Here is a 20237-nt window from a genome sequence, read left to right on the forward strand (position 1 = left end):
GTTTGATGCAGGCTTGTTTCAATCCAATTTAAATCAATAAGTTCACAAAAATGGTTGAGTGATGGGAGAGAATGTTCAAGAGTGGATTCTAAATGTTCAGATAAAGACATAAAAAAATGAGCGTATTTACATACACTCATTTTTACTACATTTTACTAAAATTTGCTTAACTGACTGGCATTATCCCTTTCGGAGGCTTTTTATTGGCTCATGTGCAATATACGTTTAAGAATAAAAACTTGGATCTGGCACTTTGGCTGTGAGCACCCATTCACCAACTTCCTGATATTTATAATCAATCGGATCGTGCAGGGTCTGGGTACGCACATTGCGCCAGAAGCGGTCTAAATTCAGTTTGGCCGTCGTGGCACGTGCGCCCATCACTTGGAAAATATTTTGCGTAATGTACAGCGAACTATTGGTGGCCGCAATTTTGGCTGTTGCAATCGCAATAGAGACTTCTCCACGTTGTTCCGCCGTTAAAGCTGCACCAATCTCCCAAGCCCATTGCAAACGCTGAACCGCTTTATCTGCCAATAATCGTACACTTTCTAATTGCACATAAAACTCAGCAAAATGCTTTTGAATGAAAGGGTCATTCACTGCATTTTCAGCCAATGATTTTGACCACGCTTTTTGGTTTTGAACCGTCTGTTTTGCTGTTTCAAAAGCCCCTTCTGCCACCCCCAAAAACATATGCACAAAGATCAACTGTGCAATCAACGGACGTAAGCTTGAATACGGTGTACTCAAAGGCCCCGGGTTCAGTAGTAATTCATCTTTGGAAATTTTAACTTGTTCAAAATGGCTACTTCCACTGTCGGTTTGACGTTGTCCCATATTGTCCCAATCGCCGAGAAAACTGACGCCTTCACGTGCTGTAGGAATCACCCCGATCAATAATTTTCCATCTTCATTGAAGCCAGAACACAGCAAAATGTCTGAATCCATGGAACCCGAACAAAAACTTTTATCGCCATGAAACACATATTCATGTTCAGACAGTTGCGTCGCTGTAGTACGGCGGTCTAAAGGGTTTAGGGTGTTGCCCCAAAATAAATGCTCACGTGCAGTCTGTTCAAACCACGGGCCATATTGCTCTGGCTGCGCGAACAACTGTACCGTTGCAATCAATAAATGATGGAAACCATAAACATGCGCCAATGAGCTATCCACTTGAGCAATGGTTTGAATGGTTTTAAAAATCGTCAGCCAATCTGCCCCCTGTCCACCGTATTGTTTTCCAATGGAAAGTGCAAGCAAACCACTTTGACGAATCAAATCACGTTCAGCTTTGGGATTTCCCCCCTGCTTATCACGCTGAGCAGCCGTCGTGGCAAATTCTGCCGCCAGTTTTTGGGCAATGTCGATCGGATCTTGAGTCAATGGAATTGAAGCGTTCATATATCTGTCTGATTATTCTGTTACCGTTTTAGCTTAACAAAGTAGAGGCATTCAGCTTATCTCAATGCCTGCAGTCTATATCTGTAAAATCTATATCTTATGAAATCTAAGTCACCAAGATTCAGGCGACTTATAATTTGATCATTTTATACGTCGTATTTAGGATGGATAAAATCCATCATGAACGTCCCTTCATCCTAATCAACTTTTATAGGAGAAAGGACGTTCATTATTGCTTTAATAATCCTTCATATAAGCCATAGTGAACTTTCATCAGAACGTGATCACTCACGCTCAAATTGTTCTTATGACTTCGGATAAACCGTAGCAATCAAATGTTCAACCACTTGAGGTTCTGCCAAGGTCGAGGTATCACCTAAAGAGTCCAACTCATTGGCCGCAATTTTTCTTAAAATACGGCGCATGATTTTACCAGAACGGGTTTTCGGTAAGGCCGGCGCCCAATGCAATGCATCTGGCGTTGCCACTGGTCCAAGGACTTTGCGTACCCAAGCCACCAGTTCCTGACGTAACTCATCCGTCTCTGCTGTCCCTGCTTGTAAGGTCACAAAGGCGCAAATCCCTTGCCCTTTAATATCATGTGGCATACCCACCACAGCAGACTCTGCCACAGCATCATGTGCAACCAGCGCACTTTCAATTTCAGCCGTTCCCAATCGATGCCCTGAAACGTTCAAGACGTCATCCACACGGCCCGTAATCCAATAGTAGCCAGACTCATCACGACGTGCGCCATCACCTGTAAAATACGTCCCCGGATAAGTGGAGAAATAGGCTTCAATAAAGCGCTCAGGATCACCCCAAATGGTTCGCATTTGTCCCGGCCAAGAATCCTTAATCACCAAATTGCCTTCTACGGCGCCTTCAAGCTCATTGCCTTCAGCATCCACTATCGCAGGTTGTACACCAAAGAATGGACGCGTCGCTGAACCCGGTTTTAAATCAGTTGCTCCCGGCAATGGCGTAATCATGAAACCACCCGTTTCTGTTTGCCACCATGTATCCACCACTGGACAGCGGCTTTCACCTACCACGGTGTAGTACCAATTCCATGCCTCTGGGTTAATGGGTTCACCCACCGATCCCAATAAACGTAAACTACTGCGGTCACTTTCTCGGACAAAGGCATCCCCTTCTCGCATCATGGCGCGAATTGCAGTCGGTGCCGTATATAAAATAGTGACGTTGTGTTTATCGACAATATGTCCGGTTCGAGCCCAACTTGGATATTGTGGTACACCTTCAAACATCACGGTCGTGGTGCCATTCGACAATGGCCCATACAACACATAAGAGTGTCCCGTAATCCAACCAACATCGGCAGTACACCAAAACACATCATCTTGTTTAAGGTCAAAAACTTCACGGAAGGTACAATTCACATAGGTTAAATAGCCGCCTGTGGTATGCAATACACCTTTCGGTTTTCCTGTCGAACCTGATGTATACAAAATAAATAGCGGGTCCTCGGCATTCATAGGTTCAGGTGGACAAATATCATTGACCGACATGATTTCCATGTGATACCACAGGTCACGATCCGCTTTCATTTCGATCGGGTTACCTGTACGGTGCACCACAATGACATTTTGAACCGAAGATGTGCCTTCAATGTCGAGTGCAAGATCGACATTTTCTTTGAGTGGAATGGGCTTGCCACCACGCATCCCACAATCCGCAGTAATCACGACTTTCGCCTGACTGTCATCGATACGACTTGCCAATGAGTCTGGTGAGAACCCGCCAAAAACCACGCAGTGTACTGCTCCAATTCGGGTACAGGCCAACATCGCAATTGCCGCTTCTGGCACCATTGGCATATACAGCACCACACGGTCGCCTTTGCCCACGCCATGTTTTTTCAGCACATTAGCAAAACGGCAAGTTTCATCATGCAGTTCTTCAAAAGAAATGATTTTATGCCGTGAAGGATGATCTCCTTCCCAAATAATGGCTGGTTTATGTGGATGTTCTTTTAAATGTCGATCGAGACAGTTGGCACTGACATTCAGTTCACCGTCAGCAAACCACTCAATCTTGAAATCATCTTGCTTAAAATTTGTATTTTTAACTTGGGTAAACGGTTTGATCCAATCGATCTTTTGCGCTTGCTCCGCCCAAAACTCATCTGGTTGTTCAATCGATTTTTGATAACGCTCAAAGTACTCCGACTCATTGATGCGCGCGGTTTTTTTAAAACTTTCAGGTACTGGATAGATCTCTTTCATATTGTATTTTCCTTGATCTGATTCATCTCATCACGAGATGCCATGCCACATTTCTACTTTTATAATTTCTGCATCACAGCAGTATGACGATTAATTTTTAATCGCAGCAATCATGCTTTGGTCGTATTATTCTTTCCCATTTAAAGCACATCTATAAGCAAAATTTCAACAAAAACATGTTTCAATTCAGTATCTGATCAGTTCATTTGAACCTATAATGCAAAGGTAATTTTACTCAGCATTCCACTTTTTTATTCTTCCATACACGTTGAGTTGACCCAAGCATGAATACCAATGACTCTTCTTTCTTTTCCCGTCAGACGACCACTACATCGGATAATCCCCTGAAACCAGATGGACGTTTTGGTCGACTGAGCATGATTGGTTGGTATGGCTTTCTCAATATCATCAGCTTTTTTGCCTTGATCGCTTTAAGCCTTGCCGTGGGTATTTTCAACATCAATACCATGACGTTAAATGAGCAATTTGTTGGCATATTCACTGGGGTATCTGGCCTCGCCTATTTGGCGATTATTATTCTCTATATCTATTTTTATTGTGTCTTTGTCGTGCGTCGGCTGCATGACCTCAATAAAGCCGGTTGGTTGCTACTGCTCTTATTTATCCCCGTGATCAATCTATTCTTTATCCTGTATTTATTATTGGCCTCAGGCACACCGACCGTAAATCAATACGGCGCGCCACGCCCTGCTGCAGTTTGGGAAAAAATTCTGGCATGGTTGATGATTTTAATCAGTGTCTTGTCGCTCGTGGCTACAGGTAGCATCACGTCTTATATGATGGGTAGCGGAGAAATTGAATCGCCGACAGAAATCATTCAACAAGGTACTGAATATTTCTAAGCCACTAACCGAATTTGAGCCTGTCTGAATTTTGATACATCCGTTCGCAAGCCTGTAAATGAGGGTTATTTTCGCCACTAATTTCAGGCAAAATAGCGAAAAATCTGAACATTTGGAAAACTCGTGGCTGAAAAAGAAAATGCCTTGAGTGATGTCACTCAAGGCACGACTCAACTTTTGCAAGAGGCAACTGAAAAAACTGCACAAACCGTGCTGGAACATACCTCTAAATATAATGACGCATACTCAACGATCGATAAATTTGTCGATGGATTTTGGGAACGCCTGCCTTATATTTGTATCGCATTAATTGTTTTTACGATCTTCTATCTACTGTCTAAACTCTTTAGATTCTTTGTTCGTAAAGCGCTCACTGACCGTTCTTACTCAAAACAAAATCTAGTTTTGGTCCTGAACCGTGTCGGTAGCTCAGCCATTATGTTCTTCGGTTTCCTGATTGCAATGGTCATTGCGATCCCTGGTTTCACACCGGGTCAGCTCATGAGTGCCTTGGGGATTGGTTCGGTTGCAATCGGTTTCGCGTTTAAAGATATTTTCCAGAACTTACTGTCGGGTATTTTGATTCTCCTCGGTGAACCGTTCAAAATCGGTGACGACATTATTGTGTCAGGAATGGAAGGTACAGTTGAAGATATTCAAATTCGTGCAACCTTCCTACGCTCTCCCGATGGTCGTCGTATCGTGATTCCAAACGCGACGGTTTACACCAGTGCGGTAACGGTGAATACCGCTTATCAACGTCGTCGTTGTGAATTTGTGGTGGGTATTGGTTATGAAGATGACATTCAAAAAGCTAAAAACATTGTTTTGGCCATTTTAGACAAAGACCCGACCATTTTGAGCCAACCTGCGTTTACCGTAAACGTGAATGCTTTGGCTGATTTCTCGGTCAATCTGAATGTCCGTTGGTGGGTTGATACCACTGAAACCACCACTGCGAACTCGATCAGTGAAGTGCAAGAACACGTTATCCAAGCATTCAATCAAAATGGTATTTCAATTCCGTACCCTGTACAGGAAGTGAAAGTTTACCGTGGTGATCAAGCTGAGGCAGAAGCTTCAACAGCTAAATAATCGCCCTAAAACGTACGGAATCACAGTTTCTGTACGGATAATTCGGTTGCCTAAGCTGACTGCTTGGCAGCCGTTTTTTATGAGTAAATCCACCTCATAAGGGATAAATCCACCTTCAGGTCCAATAATGATCGTACATCCATGTTGAATCCCTGCGGGCATCACATCTTCAACATAAGGATGCGCAACATAAGCGGGATAGTCCGATGAAATCACGCTCGGTAAAACATCCTCCACAAAGGGTTTAAAGCGTTTATACAGTTCAATTTTGGGCGCAATAGTGTCACTAGCCTGCTCCAAACCTAAGGTCACATAGTGATCGAGCTGCTGTAAAAATGGGGTCTGCCAATAGCTTTTATCCACGCGATAACTGTGCAGCAAAATGATTTTTTCTACGCCTAAGGTGACGGCATCCATGATCAGACGGCGCAACACTTTCGGACGAGGCATTGCCACAATTAAAGTCACCGGATGCTTTGCTGGTACTTCTTCTTCTTGTAAGGGTTTAAGTTGAATGCCGTGATCCGCAATACTGACGATTTGGGTTAAATAACGCTTTCCTTCCCGAATCCCGACTTTGAGGGTATCGCCCACCTGTACATCAACATGGGTTTTTAAATGCTCAATTTGGCGTTTAGCACTGATACTCCACAGTTCAGATTCAGTTTGACGTGGGTCAAGCAGGACGATGTTCATAAAAATTCTCTTACCCAGTTCAATTGGATACGCGAAAACGTCATCCACAACTGTTCGAGGCAACACTCAATAGAATCACTCAAATTTCAGCGATTATTTGTTAGACATAAAAATTCGACGCGTTTTGTCGTGAGCTGCATTGCACCGCAAGATGGCTTCCATGCGAAGCTTAGCATCTCATTTTACCGAATGAGAAACAACGTTTCGTAAGAGTACCTCCAGCCGAAGGCTAAGCCCTTTCTTCAAACCTTAGATGTAAGGCTCCGCCAAGCCTATTCATTCATCTATTTGAAGCATCAACCAATTTAAATCATAGTTGAAAAATCAAAGGTACTGATCAATCACCTGAATATGCTTTTGCAGCGACCCAGTATTCTTTTGCATAATCAGCTGAGCTGCATCATTTAAAGCCTGAGCTTTCGCAGTATTTTGAATGATGTCAACCAATGCACTGGCCGCCTGCTCAAAATCCCGCACAACCACAACCGCATGGGCCGCTACAAATTCATCCACAATGGTTTGAAAATTAAAATAATGCTGACCTAATACTGTCGGGACATGTAACGTAATGGGCTCCAAAATATTATGCCCACCACCAGGTTCATTTAAAGACCCGCCGACAAAGCACGCCTGACTCAGTGCCAGCCAAAGCCATAATTCACCCATACTATCTGCCAAATACACTTGCGTTTCAGGCTGAATCGTTTGCTTTAAACTGCGGCGCTGTGTACGTAAATTCAGTTTCTGCGCTTCTACAAAAACCTCATCAAAGCGTTCAGGATGCCGTGGTACGACGATACATAACAGCTCAGGCTGTTGTTGCAAAATCGGCTGCAGCGCTGCGAGTAGTTTTTGTTCCTCGGGCGCATGCGTACTGGCAATGGTGATGATTTTACGATCTTGCAAAGCCCAATCTTGACGCAACTGCGCTGCTTGTTGCACAAAGCTATCAGGCGCATGAATATCAAACTTGATACTACCGACGACCTGACTGGTATGCGGGTTTGCACCCAACCCAATAAATCGCGTTAAAGTTGCCTGATCTTGCGCTAATAATTGTTTTAAACTCTTTAGCATCGGCTGCGTCAAACTCGGGACTTTGCCATAACCCTTCGCCGATTTTTCAGATAATCTGGCATTAATTAATAAACTCGGAACGTTAGCCTGATCGGCTTCAATCATCAAATTTGGCCAGAGTTCAGTTTCGACTAGAGCCAACATTTTCGGTTGATATTTTTCGATAAAACGACGGACTAATTTTTTTTGATCTGCCGGCAAATACACGGCCTGAAACAGCGATTCATACGGTGCTTTTAAAAATAATTGTTTCGCACGCGCTTGTCCGGTTTTGGTGGTATTGGTAACTAAGACCGGATGACCTGCTTTGAGATAATGTTCAATCAGCGGCTGCGCAGCGTTAGTTTCTCCGACGGAAACCACATGAAACCAAATTGCATTACGGTTTTTAACTGGCTGAAATGGCCCAAAGCGCTCAATACACTCTTGCTGATATAGTTGGAAATCTTCAGCACGTTTTTTGATGCGCCATTGATATAGCGGCTTAATCAGCGCCAAAGCTGCGTTATACCAAAAAGGAGTAGTCAAATTATTACGCTCAAAAACGGTTTGAATCGGCAGAATATATCAGAGCATTATCCACATGTTAATGGATAATGCGTATTCAAGTGTCGATTAATAGGTTGAACGACCTGAACCAAATTTATTTTTCATGCTTGGATAATCAATATAGCCTTCGGCAACATCTGTTCCAATCATATTTTCCAACTGCAATTCATTCAGTGCAGCATTCGCTAGCAAACGTTCAAACAAATCTGGATTGGCAATATAGGCTTTACCAAAAGACACCGCATCGGCTTTACCTGAGGCCAATAAATCTACAGCATCTTCACGGCTTAAACGCATATTGGCAATATATGGCACACCATTTGAGCGCTGTTTCAGATAATCACTAATACTGTCATCCGCCAGATATTCACGGGTAAAGAAAAATGCAATCTTCCTCTGCCCCAACTGCTCTAAGGCATAGCCAAAGGTTTCACGTGGATCATGATCGCCCATGTCGTGTTCATCACCACGCGGCGCAAGATGCACACCTACACGACCTGCCCCCCACACTTCAATCAGCGCATCCACCACTTCAAGCAATAAACGTGCGCGGTTTTCTACAGAACCACCATACTCATCTTCACGTAAATTGGTTTTGCTTTGTAGGAATTGATCGATCAAATAACCATTGGCCGCATGCAATTCCACACCATCAAAACCGGCTTCTTTGGCTTTGATTGCAGACTGTTTGTATTGTTCTACAATGCTTTTGATTTCTGCAATCTCTAATGGACGTGGCACGACATATTCGCGTTTTGGGCGAAGCAGACTGACATAACCCGCCTGTTGTACCGCACTGGCAGAAACTGGTGTATCACCATTCAAAAGATCGGGATGTGAGACACGTCCGACATGCCACAATTGTGCCACAATTAAACCTTGCTGTTCATGTACGGCTTGGGTCACCAATTTCCAGCCCTGAACTTGAGCATCGGTAAATAAACCCGGCGTCTGCAAATAGCCATTAGCTGCTTCTGAAATGACTGTTGCTTCTGAAATGATTAATCCAGCACTTGCACGCTGTGCATAATATTCAGCCATCATCGGCGTTGGAACACGGTCAATGGTTGCACGACTACGGGTTAGTGGCGCCATTACAACGCGATTTTTGAGGTGTAAATCACCCAAAATGAGAGGAGTATTAAGTTCAGCCATATATGTCTCGCCTGACACTTCAAATGCGAAAAATGATTTAAAGTGAGTTCTGCAGATAATCAATATATTGCTGAATGAGTTCTTCATTGCGTGAGAAATACGACCATTGACCATATTTCTCGGCTTGAATTAAGCCCGCCTGTTGTAACACAGACAAATGATTAGACATCGTAGACTGCGAAACATTACCGAGTTTTTCGATATTGCCAGCGCATACACCACGCTTAAAGCCGCCACATTGCTCTTCTGACAAAAATTGTTCAGGTGTTTTCAACCATTCCAAGATTTGACGTCGAGTCGGATTGGCAAGTGCTTTAAAAATTAAATCAATATCCATAATTTAAACGGGTTTAATTAAATAAAAATTTGGACAACAAAGTTCTATTCAGCATCTTGAACACACTATATCGTATTTTTTCGATTTTTATATCGATTTTTTTAGATATAATGATCAAAAACAGATAGAACTTTGTTTTCTATATAAATTTAAATTACAAACCTTGTTTGAGGCTGGCTTCAATAAACTTATCTAAATCACCATCAAGTACTGCGCCGGTGTTTGAACTTTCCACACTGGTACGTAAGTCTTTAATACGCGAGTCATCTAAAACGTATGAGCGAATTTGGCTGCCCCAACCGATATCTGACTTGGTATCTTCCAACGCTTGTGCCGCATCATTACGTTTTTGCATTTCAAGTTCGTACAATTTTGCACGTAACTGTTTCCATGCATGGTCACGGTTGGCGTGCTGTGAACGTTGGTTCTGACATGCCACCACAATCCCTGTTGGAGCGTGAGTTAAACGTACCGCAGAGTCTGTTTTGTTAATGTGCTGACCACCCGCACCAGATGCACGATAGGTATCAGTACGTACATCAGCTGGATTGATTTCAATTTCAATATTGTCATCAATTTCAGGCGATACAAAAACTGCTGAGAATGAAGTATGGCGACGATTACCCGAGTCAAAAGGTGACTTACGGACTAAACGGTGTACGCCAGATTCTGTACGTAACCAACCATATGCATACTCACCTTCTACACGGATCGTTGCAGACTTGATCCCTGCCACATCACCATCAGACTCTTCCATCACTTCTGCTTTAAAGCCATGACGTTCAATCCAACGTAGATACATACGTAGTAACATCGATGCCCAGTCCTGTGCTTCAGTACCACCTGAACCTGCTTGAATTTCGACATAGCATGGGTTCGGGTCCATCGGATTACTGAACATACGACGGAATTCTAATTTCGCAAGTTCTGCTTCCGCTGAAGTTAACTCTGCTTGCACATCCACAAGTAAGCTTTCTTCTTCTGCTTCAACCGCAAGATCCAGCATCGCTTGGGCATCTTCTAGTTGAGTTGAAAGCCCTTCGAGCACGTTAATGACGTTTTCGAGTTCACCTTTTTCTTTTGCCATTGCTTGCGCACGGCTTTGATCATTCCAAATTGCTGGGTCTTCCAGCTCACGTAGAACCTCTTCTAAACGCTCTTTTTTCAGATCGTAGTCAAAGATACCCCCGTAATGTTTGACCACGGTCGTTTAAGTCTTTTAGCTGTAATAGATACGGATTAATTTCCACGTGAATTACTCTCAATCAAAAAATTTGGCTTAAATAGCCGCCTATTATATCACAGAGCATTTGCACAGTTTCAGCCAGATTGATCATCCAAATCATTGACTTCAATGTACATAATATGAACAATACGCTCGCTTTACTATTTATTACATTTTATTTACAACAATAATGTTTCGAGGGTTTTATGAAAAAGACATTACTTGCACTAGGATTAGCTGTTTTCACTTCATCAACATTTGCTTATGATGGTCAAGTTGATGGCGGTTTTACTTATACAGATTGGGACAATGACATCGTAGATTCAAACGGATTGTTCAACTTACAAGGCACGTTATATTTAGACTCAGTAAACCCTAAAAATGGCCCATTAAACGAAGCTGCATTTTTAGGTCATAACAGCAATATTTAGATACAAAAACAGTAGATGTATCAGATTATTTTCCTGTTTCAGGTCCGCTTGCAGGCAAAGCAGAATATGACAGCCACCATATTTCATTAGGTGCTGAATACTTCTTTGAACAATTCTACTTTAATGGTGAATTAGGCTACAAAGAAGAAAAAGCTGAAGTAAAAGTTGCTGGCATTTCAGCAAGCGAGGACTATGATTCAACAACATACCGCGCATTAGTAGGTTATTTACCTGTCTCTAACCTTTTACTTGCTGTTGGTATTGATGGCTATCAAGGCGACAATGATGAAGACGAAGACAACCGTTTTGCTGTTAAAGCAAAATATGTTGCGCCTTTGAACAATGGTCAATACATCAACCTAGAGGCAGATGGCGCTTTTGGTGATTTAGACTCTGTTACGATTGGTGCAGACTACTACTTCGACCAAGCTTTTAGCATTGGTGCATCTTACAACATCGAAGATGATGGTGATGAAGACACGGATTACTTCGCTATCCGTTCAAAATACTTCCTTAACCCGAACCTAGCAATCGGTGGTCAAGTTGGTTTTGGTGATGACGTTCAAGCGTTCAACATCAATGCAACTTTACGTTTCTAATTTCGTTTGAATTAGGAATGTGCATTAAAAAAGCACCTCAAATTTGAGGTGCTTTTTTCTTTTCGATGTAATATTTACTTTAAAAAAAGTCCAGTTGTTGACCAAATAATCTACAAATTCATAATATCTACACAGTTTTAATAAAACAAAACATTAATAATAATTATATATTTTTCAATATCTTAAATAATTAAAATTACATAAAATTACCGAATACACAGTTCTGCAACTTTGCAGCGATTGACCATCTTTAAAAATTCTCTAGACTAAAACTTGTAACAAAAAATGTATTAAATTTAGCCAAACAATTTAGAGGGGTAGTTTCCATGAAAAAACTCGCAATTGCTTCAGCACTTCTTTCTGCACTTGCTATTACAGGTACAGCTCATGCTTATCAAGCAGAAGTAGGCGCTTCAGCTGGTTACATCGACCCAGATAATGGAAGCTCTGGCAGTGAATTTGGTGTAAACGGTACTTATTACTTCAACCCTGTTCAAACGCGTAACGCTCCTCTTGCAGAAGCTGCATTCTTAAACCGTGCAAGTAACGTAAATGCACACGCAACTTTCGCTGATCGTGGCAATGTTGACGACAATACTTATGGCGTTGGTATCGAATACTTCGTACCAAACTCAGATTTCTATGTATCTGGTGATGTAAGCCGTAATAATGTCGAAGTTGACACTCCATTCGGCACAGTAGACAATGATACAACTTATTATGCAGCTGAAGTGGGTTACCTTCCTGCACCTGGTTTCTTAGTTGCTGCCGGTCTAAAAGGTTGGGACAATGACGATGACGACGGTGTAGATCCAACTTTACGTGCTAAATACGTAACAACTTTAAGCAATGGTAAAGACATCAACCTTGAAGCGGGTGCAGCATTCGGTGATCTAGATGAATTCAATCTAGCAGCGGATTACTTCATCGACAAAACATTCAGTGTTGGTGCTGACTACTACAACAACGATGTCACTGATCGTAACGAAGTAGGGATCAATGCACGTAAATTCTTCAACCAACAAGTGAGCCTTGAAGGTCGTGTTGGTTTCGGTGAAGTTGGCAACAATGACTACAATTCATTTGGTGTAGCAGCGAAATACCGCTTCTAATCCATTGAAGTCAAAACCATAAAAAAAACCGCTCTTCTGAGCGGTTTTTTATTTGCCTGTAAAAATGGAATTTATTGAGCCAAGTGTAAAACTCTCAATTGAACACTGACATTTCCTCTAAATTCATTTTTATCGAGTTCGTAGACCAAGCGGATTTTATCTTGCATAGGATTAAATTCATATTTTTCTGCCGCATTAAATGCAATTGCGTCCACCATTAAACCATTATCTAAAGCAAGTTTTAATTTCAAATGTAGGTCTTTCAACCAACGATAATCTAAAATTTTAAATAGGCCTTCATAGACCGGTGCAGGGAATTTTTGTCCCCATGGACTTAAATTTTGCAGAAGATCGACGGTTTCGACATTAATGGCCGAATCGGGCAATTCGCCATCTGTCCAAATAGTGGCCTGAAATAAACTTTCATCTTGCGCAGCGATGAGTGCTTCAAAAGCGGTTTTAAATTCAGAAAAATGCTGCTTTTGAATGGTTAGTCCTGCTGCGGCTGCATGTCCACCAAAATGACTGACCAAATGCGGATGTAATTCAGCAATACGCTCAATACTGTCTCGAATATGAATACCTTCGATAGAACGCGCAGAGCCTTTAATATGTACGCCATCTTCATCTGCAGCAAAGACGATTGCAGGTCTATGGAATTGTTCTTTCAAACGCCCTGCAACAATCCCAATCACCCCTTGATGCCAATGCTGTTCAAACATGATCAAGGCTGCAGGTAAGTTATCCTGATCAAGCTGAATATGTTCTAACTCAGCCAGAGCTTCCTGTTTAATCTGCCCTTCGACTTGGCGTCTTTCAATATTGAGTTGATTCAACTGCTGCGCAATCGGATAAGCCGTACTTAAATCCGCCGCAATCAGACACTCAATCCCAATATCCATAGTCTCCATACGCCCAGCTGCATTGAGTCGTGGGCCAACTACAAAGCCCAAGTCCTGTGCTTTTAACTGTGCGGGATCACGACCAGCGATATCCAATAATGCACTGATCCCTGGACGACATAATCCTTGCTGTATCCGCTTCAAACCAGCATCGATCAAAATCCGATTATTCAGATCTAGACTTGCAACATCGGCATAAGTGCCTAAGGCCACCAAGTCCAAATATTGGCTGAGGTTGGCTGTGGATTTAGCATTTTTTTTACGCATACTGGCCAAATTTGCCAACACATAAAATGCAACACCTACGCCAGCCAAGGCTTTACTTGGAAATTCACATCCGAACTGATTCGGATTTACCACCGCTTCTGCTAGTGGTGTTTCCTTTGTGGTCAGGTGATGATCGGTAATGATCACCTGCATACCATGTGCCTGTGCCTGCGCTACACCAGCATGGCTCGAAATACCATTATCGACCGTAATCAGCACATCTGGTGTAAAGCTCACGAAGGCCAAATCAGCAATGGCGGGTGTCAGGCCATAACCATACTTAAAACGATCTGGAACCAGATATTCAACATCCGCGCCCATGTCACGCAGTGCCAAGACCATCAATGCAGTACTGGTTGCACCATCGGCATCATAATCACCCACAATGACGATTTTCTTTTGAGTATCAATTGCTTGATCGATTATTTCAATCGCTTGCTCTAAACCCTTTAAGTTTGGCGCATGTAAGTGCTTAAGCTTCAATTCCAGCTCTTGTGCGGAAGAAACCCCGCGACGTGCCAATAAATCAGCAATAAACGGGGCAACGCCCTGAATATCTTCAGGGCGCGTCAAATAGGGTCTTTGTTGAATTAAAAGTTTAGACATTTATGGCATCAGTCGCTGTAAAACCCATTGACCATCCTGTAGTTTATAACTCAAGCGGTCATGTAAACGATTCGGACGGCCTTGCCAAAATTCATAATAATCCGGAACTAAACGATAGCCGCCCCAAAACTCAGGTTTCTCCAAAACGTCTTTGCTTTCCACTTGATCATGCAAATTTTGGAAACGCTGTTGTAATTCTTCACGACTAGCGATAACACCACTTTGTGGAGTACTAATGTGCGCTGCAATTTGGCTATCACGCGGTCGCTTATGGTAATAATCTGTCGATTCTTCGAGAGATATCTTTTCCACACGACCACTGACCCGAATTTGACGTTCCTGCTCTTGCCAATAAAACAATAATTCTGCATAAGGATTATCGAGCAGATCATTGCCTTTTTGACTGTCATAGTTGGTGTAGAAGTCATAACCTGCATGGGTCGCACCGCGCAACAAGACCGTCCGCACGTGCGGACGACCTTGGGCATTTGCCGTAGCCAAAGACATAGCATAGGGTTCATGCAGTTGTGCTGCTAAGGCATGGTTAAACCATAATAAAAACTGCTCATGTGGATCACGGTTCACCTGATCTTCATGCAACTCACCTTTTTGATAAGTTAAACGCAGTTCACTTAAGTCCTTAATCACATCATTCATGCAATATCCCCTCTTGATTTAAGCTGCATTGGCACGAACAGCATTGGCCAAATGATTTGCCAACGCTGTGACTTCTTCAAGGTCATTACCTTCAACCATGACTCGAATCACCGGCTCTGTGCCTGATTTACGAATCAAGATTCGACCGCGTCCTTTGAGCTGCGCTTCAGCTTTTTCAAACTCGCTCACCAATGCAGGTACGGCGTAGGGGTCAAACATCGCAGCCAAGCGAACATTCACCAAGACGTTAGGTAATAACTCAAAACCGTCCACCAATTCATGCAAAGCTTTACCTTGCTCAACCATCACTGTTAACACCTGAAGTGAAGCAATGATCGCATCACCTGTGGTGCTCTTGTCCAAAGTCAAGATATGACCTGATGGCTCACCACCCGTTACCCAACCTTTTTCTTCTAGGCCTTGTAATACATAGCGGTCACCAACTTTGGCACGAAGCAACGGCACTTTCGCTTGATCTAAAGCAATTTCAAGCGCCATATTGCTCATCACGGTACCCACGATACCCGCAGGCTTTTGACTCGCTTGAGTGGCTAAAATATAGAGAATATGGTCACCGGTAATTTGCTGACCATTTTTATCGACCATAATCACACGGTCAGCATCACCATCAAAGGCAATCCCTAAATCCGCCTGATGTTCAACAACTGCTTTTTGTAAAAACTCAGGATGCGTCGAACCACAGTCTTTATTGATGTTCAAACCATCCGGTTCGTTAAACAGCGCAATCACTTTTGCACCCAGTTCACGATATACCGAAGGACCGACGCTATAGGCTGCACCATTGGCACAGTCCACCACAATTTTTAAGCCTGTCAGGTCAAAATGGTACGGGAAGGTTGATTTACAAAACTCGATATAACGACCATTGGCATCCTTCACACGCACACTTTTACCTAAGTTTGCTGGGTCTTCGATCACCAAGTCATTTTCAAGTTCTTTGTTAATGGCTTCTTGAATTTCATCCGGCAATTTTTTACCTTCGCTCGAGAAGAACTTAATGCCATTATCAAAATAAGGGTTATGCGACGCCGAGATCACGATGCCTAAGCTGGCATGTAATGCACGGGTTAAATGGGCAATTGCGGGTGTAGGTAATGGACCCAGCAAATGAACATAAACACCTGCTGCGTTTAAACCGGCTTGTAATGCTGACTCTAAAATATAGCCCGATAATCGGGTATCTTTACCTAGTACAACGATGGGCTTTGCTTTTTTACTGTATTGTTTTAATACTTTACCTGCGGCAAATCCTAGTTTTAATGCAAATTCAGGGGTAATAGGCAATTCACCGAATTTGCCACGAATGCCATCTGTACCAAAATAACTCATGTTGTACTCACTTCTTAATGGTGATCTTAATCATCACTTTTTACTGTAAATACTTTACACCAAAAACAAAAAGGCCGTCATATTAATGACGGCCTTTTCGGCTAAAAGCTACTAAATATCAACCAACACGGTAGTTTGGTGCTTCTTTAGTAATAGTCACGTCATGTACGTGAGATTCAGACATACCTGCCGCAGTAATTTTGACAAACTGTGCATTTTTACGTAAGTCATCGATCACCGCAGAACCGGTATAACCCATAGATGAACGTAAACCACCCATCATTTGATGAACGATGTTACCCATTGGGCCTTTGTACGGTACGCGACCTTCAATACCTTCTGGTACAAGTTTTTCAGCACCGGCTTTTGAGTCTTGGAAATAACGGTCAGCAGAACCTGTTGCACCTGCCATCGCACCCAATGAACCCATACCACGATAAGCTTTGTAGTAACGACCTTGGAAGAATTCAACTTCGCCCGGTGCTTCTTCAGTACCTGCCATCAATGAACCTACCATGATGGTACTCGCGCCTGCACCAATCGCTTTTGCCATATCACCAGAGAAACGGATACCACCGTCTGCGATCAATGGAATTTGATCTTTTAGTGCATTGGCAACGCTGTCAATCGCAGAGATTTGTGGCATACCAATACCAGCCACAATACGTGTAGTACAGATTGAACCCGGGCCAATACCCACTTTCACTGCATCTGCGCCAGCATCTAATAATGCAAGAGCTGCATCACCAGTCGCGATGTTACCGCCAATCACTTGAACTTGTGGATAGTTGGCTTTAACCCAACGTACACGTTCAATTACACCTGCAGAGTGACCATGTGCTGTATCAACAACAATCGCATCAACACCTGCTTCCACCAATGCTTCTACACGGCTTGGTGTTTCTGCACCTGTACCTACTGCAGCGCCAACGCGTAAACGACCTAAGTCATCTTTGCAGCTGTTTGGATAGTTTTCAGCTTTACGGAAATCAGTAACCGTGATTAAACCTTTCAGTTCGTTGTTGTCATTTACAACAAGGACTTTTTCAATACGGTGTTTTTGAAGTAATGCTTGGATGTTTTCTTTTGATTCGTTTTCATGAACAGTCACCAAACGATCATGGCCTGTCATGATGTTACTAACAGGTTGCTCAAGATTGGTTTCAAAACGAGTGTCACGACCAGTAACAATACCCACCACTTGACCGTCTTTCACCACTGGTACACCGCTGATGTTATTTGCTTGAGTTAAAGCAATCAGCTCACGTACAGTCGTTTCTGGTGTAACGGTAATTGGGTCTTTCACCATACCTGCTTCAAATTTTTTCACGCGGCGAACTTCTGCAGCTTGTGCAGCAATATCCATGTTTTTATGCAGGATACCGATACCACCGTTTTGCGCCATTGCAATTGCCATACGTGATTCAGTCACAGTATCCATCGCAGCAGAAACAAGTGGAATATTCAAATTGATGCCACGTGTGAAACGTGTCTTAAGAGAGACATCTTTTGGGAGAACAGTAGAATAGGCAGGGAGTAATAAGACATCATCAAAGGTTAGGGCTTCTTGAACGATGGTCAACATAACAGTCTCGCTGGTAATTTCCGTGAGCCATTATATACAAATTTCCGTTCAATTTTCATTTTAATTGCGGCAATTCTTTACGGAGTTTTCAATATTAACCATCGAATATGCTGTTTTCAGCAAGAATACACTGAGGGTTAGTCAGCAACTTGTTCAATACAGGCAGAATCCGAAGACTCTACCGCTTAATTTCAATAAATTTATTCTGGAACTAAAGCCTTAACTGACTTGATCGAAATCTTCATCATTTTCAGCGTCATGCAGTGGAATACTGATCAATGGAATCATTTGATGCGCGATGCGTGCTTTATTACATTGCTCATCAGCTATCTGCACACTTTTACATGTGGAACTGCGCGCCTCGTACACACTACAACTCACTGCTTGCCCAATTTCACCACCCAAAGCGATACAACGAGACTGTGTTTGATTGGTGCCCGCCATACATGAATACACAGCATTAACCGGCTCAGTATAATGTTCGGGCATATTCAGCCCTTCTGCCCAATAAAAAGAAACGCGATAGTGGGCACAACATGCTCCACAGGTTAAACATGCATCCTGAGTCGGTATTTGAGACAACATTTTTATCTATTCTCGTCATCTAAAAGCTTATTTTATGGACAAAAAATATTAAAAAATGTTATCTGCAAACTCAATTATTTTTTCTGGATTTTCAAGTCATTATACTGGGCAAGTAAAGACTGTTTCATCCATTAAATCGACACCACACTGCAAGGTTTCGATCCAATCTAAGAATTGATTGATCTGTTCTTTACCAATAAATGGCGTGCCGTGCTGCGGTACGATCATTTCCACATCCATCGTCCGTACCATGTTGACCCACAGACGGATCACTTTGTTCGAACACATGTAGCGCTGATGGAAGCCTTTCATTTTAGGAATATGAGCGGCAAAATTTTCTAAAGGTTTAGAGGCATCATCCACCATAGATGCGCCCATATCCCCTGAGAATAAAATTTTGGCAATCGGGTCATAAAATTGGAAGTTACCAACCGAATGTAGGAAATGTGCAGGAACAGCCACCAAATGACTATTGCCTAATGGAATCACCTGACCATGATCTGGCAGTTCGATCAGACGATCCAACCAGTTGCCTTTCATCCGGTCACTCATAAATGCAGAGTTTAAATGCGGTAAGAAACGCGCCCACAGCTTAGATGCCACCACTTTGGCGTCGGTATAAACCAACCAACGCGGCATCGAGGTAATAATGTCTGGGTCCTGATGCGAGGCCATCACATAGTCAAGATTGGTCAAACGGGTATATTTATTCAGTTCCATAGTCAGTGGGACATAAGTCAAGTCACCACCTGGATCAAGCACCGCTGCGCGCTCATTATCCAAAATCAGGAACTGGTTCGCCTGTACGCCCTCGCCTTTTACCAAGCTGGTAAAGCTAATACATTTATGCTTTCCATCATCATAAAGTACCTGTGATGTTGTGCGTTCGAAAGCCATTCCCATTCCCCAAATTTTTTATCAAAAAAAATATATTCTATAGGTGAATAACATATATTTATTTAGGGAAACTTACAATAAATATTAAGTCAATATTATCTGAAATATCAGTGAATTGGGTCTCATTTATTGGCAAAGAATCCTGAGTTTTTAACTCAGGATTTCATGTATTTTTAATATGGTGAGATCATTATTCGCAGATTCAAATCCCAAGTGCAACACATTTGTAGTTAGTTGAAAAAGTTAGGTGTATTCATAGAATCATTAGACTTTTTCAACTCGCAATTGGAAAGCACACAATGAAGAAATACACCCAACTTTCTCAAGATGAAAGATACGAAATTTATGCTACTTTGAAAAGTAAAAGTTCAATCGCTAGCCTTGCTCGGGAATTAGGACGTTCACGATCAACCATCTACCGTGAATTAAAAAGAAATACTGGGCAACGTGGATATAGAGCTCAACAGGCAGCTAAATTTGCAAGTCAAAGACGGTACCGTCCTTCATCATCAATGACAGCATTTGCCTTCGCTTATATTGATTATTTGATTGGTTTGGACTGGTCACCCGAACAAATTTCAGGTGCTTTAACACAA

At 42.5% G+C, this 20237-nt stretch carries 19 protein-coding genes; 6 read left to right on the forward strand and 13 right to left on the reverse strand.

The features are described from left to right. Positions 1-225: 225 nt before the first annotated feature. Positions 226-1404, reverse strand: coding sequence for an acyl-CoA dehydrogenase family protein (locus tag FTV03_RS13335; RefSeq protein ID WP_180041696.1), 1179 nt, complete (start codon positions 1402-1404; stop codon positions 226-228). A 305-nt stretch (positions 1405-1709) separates the two neighbouring features. Then, a complete protein-coding gene (gene acs, locus FTV03_RS13340) occupies positions 1710-3653 on the reverse strand; it encodes an acetate--CoA ligase (protein WP_180022761.1) in 1944 nt (647 codons plus the stop codon). 284 nt (positions 3654-3937) lie between these two features. On the opposite strand from acs, the gene FTV03_RS13345 reads away from it, so the two are divergent. Together FTV03_RS13345 and FTV03_RS13350 are read left to right on the forward strand one after the other, a co-directional pair. Continuing rightward, on the forward strand, positions 3938-4516 hold the full coding sequence (locus tag FTV03_RS13345) for a DUF805 domain-containing protein (protein WP_180011586.1): 579 nt from the start codon (positions 3938-3940) through the stop codon (positions 4514-4516). A 123-nt stretch (positions 4517-4639) separates the two neighbouring features. Next, a complete protein-coding gene (locus FTV03_RS13350; RefSeq protein WP_078190551.1) occupies positions 4640-5611 on the forward strand; it encodes a mechanosensitive ion channel family protein in 972 nt (323 codons plus the stop codon). On the opposite strand, the gene FTV03_RS13355 is transcribed toward FTV03_RS13350, so the two are convergent. The 5 genes from FTV03_RS13355 to prfB form a co-directional block, all read right to left on the reverse strand. Beyond that, positions 5597-6307 carry a 16S rRNA (uracil(1498)-N(3))-methyltransferase gene (locus tag FTV03_RS13355; RefSeq protein ID WP_180008785.1) on the reverse strand — a complete coding sequence of 237 codons (711 nt, stop codon included), beginning with the start codon at positions 6305-6307 and terminating at the stop codon, positions 5597-5599. The genes FTV03_RS13350 and FTV03_RS13355 overlap by 15 nt on opposite strands. A gap of 324 nt (positions 6308-6631) precedes the next feature. Then, positions 6632-7912, reverse strand: coding sequence for a 3-deoxy-D-manno-octulosonic acid transferase (locus FTV03_RS13360; protein WP_180041698.1), 1281 nt, complete (start codon positions 7910-7912; stop codon positions 6632-6634). Positions 7913-7999: 87 nt separating this feature from the next. Then, positions 8000-9088: an alkene reductase gene (locus FTV03_RS13365; protein WP_111884475.1), complete on the reverse strand. Its 1089-nt coding sequence runs from the start codon at positions 9086-9088 to the stop codon at positions 8000-8002. A gap of 37 nt (positions 9089-9125) precedes the next feature. After that, positions 9126-9425 (reverse strand): helix-turn-helix transcriptional regulator, encoded by a 300-nt coding sequence (locus FTV03_RS13370; RefSeq protein WP_180041700.1) that lies wholly within the window; start codon positions 9423-9425, stop codon positions 9126-9128. 154 nt (positions 9426-9579) lie between these two features. Further along, a protein-coding gene (prfB, locus tag FTV03_RS13375) for a peptide chain release factor 2 (protein ID WP_168379411.1) occupies positions 9580-10675 on the reverse strand; the annotation gives its coding sequence in 2 pieces (ribosomal slippage) (positions 9580-10602 and positions 10604-10675; 1095 coding nt in all). A gap of 181 nt (positions 10676-10856) precedes the next feature. On the opposite strand from prfB, the gene FTV03_RS17980 reads away from it, so the two are divergent. The 3 genes from FTV03_RS17980 (at position 10857) to FTV03_RS13385 (ending at position 12792) form a co-directional block, all read left to right on the forward strand. Then, complete coding sequence (locus tag FTV03_RS17980; RefSeq protein ID WP_257220799.1) at positions 10857-11081, forward strand: hypothetical protein; 225 nt, start codon at positions 10857-10859, stop codon at positions 11079-11081. A gap of 80 nt (positions 11082-11161) precedes the next feature. Then, entirely contained in the window at positions 11162-11680 is a 519-nt protein-coding gene (locus FTV03_RS17985; RefSeq protein ID WP_373687965.1) for a porin, read from the forward strand. A 326-nt stretch (positions 11681-12006) separates the two neighbouring features. After that, entirely contained in the window at positions 12007-12792 is a 786-nt protein-coding gene (locus FTV03_RS13385) for a putative porin (RefSeq protein WP_180041702.1), read from the forward strand. Positions 12793-12863: 71 nt separating this feature from the next. On the opposite strand, the gene recJ is transcribed toward FTV03_RS13385, so the two are convergent. From recJ to FTV03_RS13415, 6 genes are all read right to left on the reverse strand, one after another. Further along, on the reverse strand, positions 12864-14567 hold the full coding sequence (gene recJ, locus FTV03_RS13390; protein WP_180041703.1) for a single-stranded-DNA-specific exonuclease RecJ: 1704 nt from the start codon (positions 14565-14567) through the stop codon (positions 12864-12866). Further along, on the reverse strand, positions 14568-15224 hold the full coding sequence (pdxH, locus tag FTV03_RS13395) for a pyridoxamine 5'-phosphate oxidase (RefSeq protein ID WP_180041705.1): 657 nt from the start codon (positions 15222-15224) through the stop codon (positions 14568-14570). It lies immediately after the preceding gene. A gap of 18 nt (positions 15225-15242) precedes the next feature. Further along, the gene (gene glmM / locus FTV03_RS13400) at positions 15243-16574 is read right to left on the reverse strand and encodes a phosphoglucosamine mutase (RefSeq protein WP_180041707.1); all 1332 of its coding nucleotides are present in this window, start codon (positions 16572-16574) and stop codon (positions 15243-15245) included. A gap of 118 nt (positions 16575-16692) precedes the next feature. Beyond that, positions 16693-18159 carry an IMP dehydrogenase gene (gene guaB, locus FTV03_RS13405; protein WP_180041709.1) on the reverse strand — a complete coding sequence of 489 codons (1467 nt, stop codon included), beginning with the start codon at positions 18157-18159 and terminating at the stop codon, positions 16693-16695. Positions 18160-18378: 219 nt separating this feature from the next. Then, on the reverse strand, positions 18379-18744 hold the full coding sequence (locus FTV03_RS13410; RefSeq protein WP_180041711.1) for a YkgJ family cysteine cluster protein: 366 nt from the start codon (positions 18742-18744) through the stop codon (positions 18379-18381). Positions 18745-18843: 99 nt separating this feature from the next. After that, positions 18844-19641: an MBL fold metallo-hydrolase gene (locus FTV03_RS13415; protein WP_078190564.1), complete on the reverse strand. Its 798-nt coding sequence runs from the start codon at positions 19639-19641 to the stop codon at positions 18844-18846. Between the two features lie 299 nt (positions 19642-19940). Between FTV03_RS13415 and FTV03_RS13420 the strand changes: the two genes are divergently transcribed. Next, a partial coding sequence (locus tag FTV03_RS13420) for a helix-turn-helix domain-containing protein (RefSeq protein WP_180041713.1) occupies positions 19941-20237 on the forward strand: 297 nt, incomplete at its 3' end.

The organism is Acinetobacter sp. YH12218, from assembly GCF_013417925.1.
Lineage (GTDB): Bacteria > Pseudomonadota > Gammaproteobacteria > Pseudomonadales > Moraxellaceae > Acinetobacter > Acinetobacter amyesii.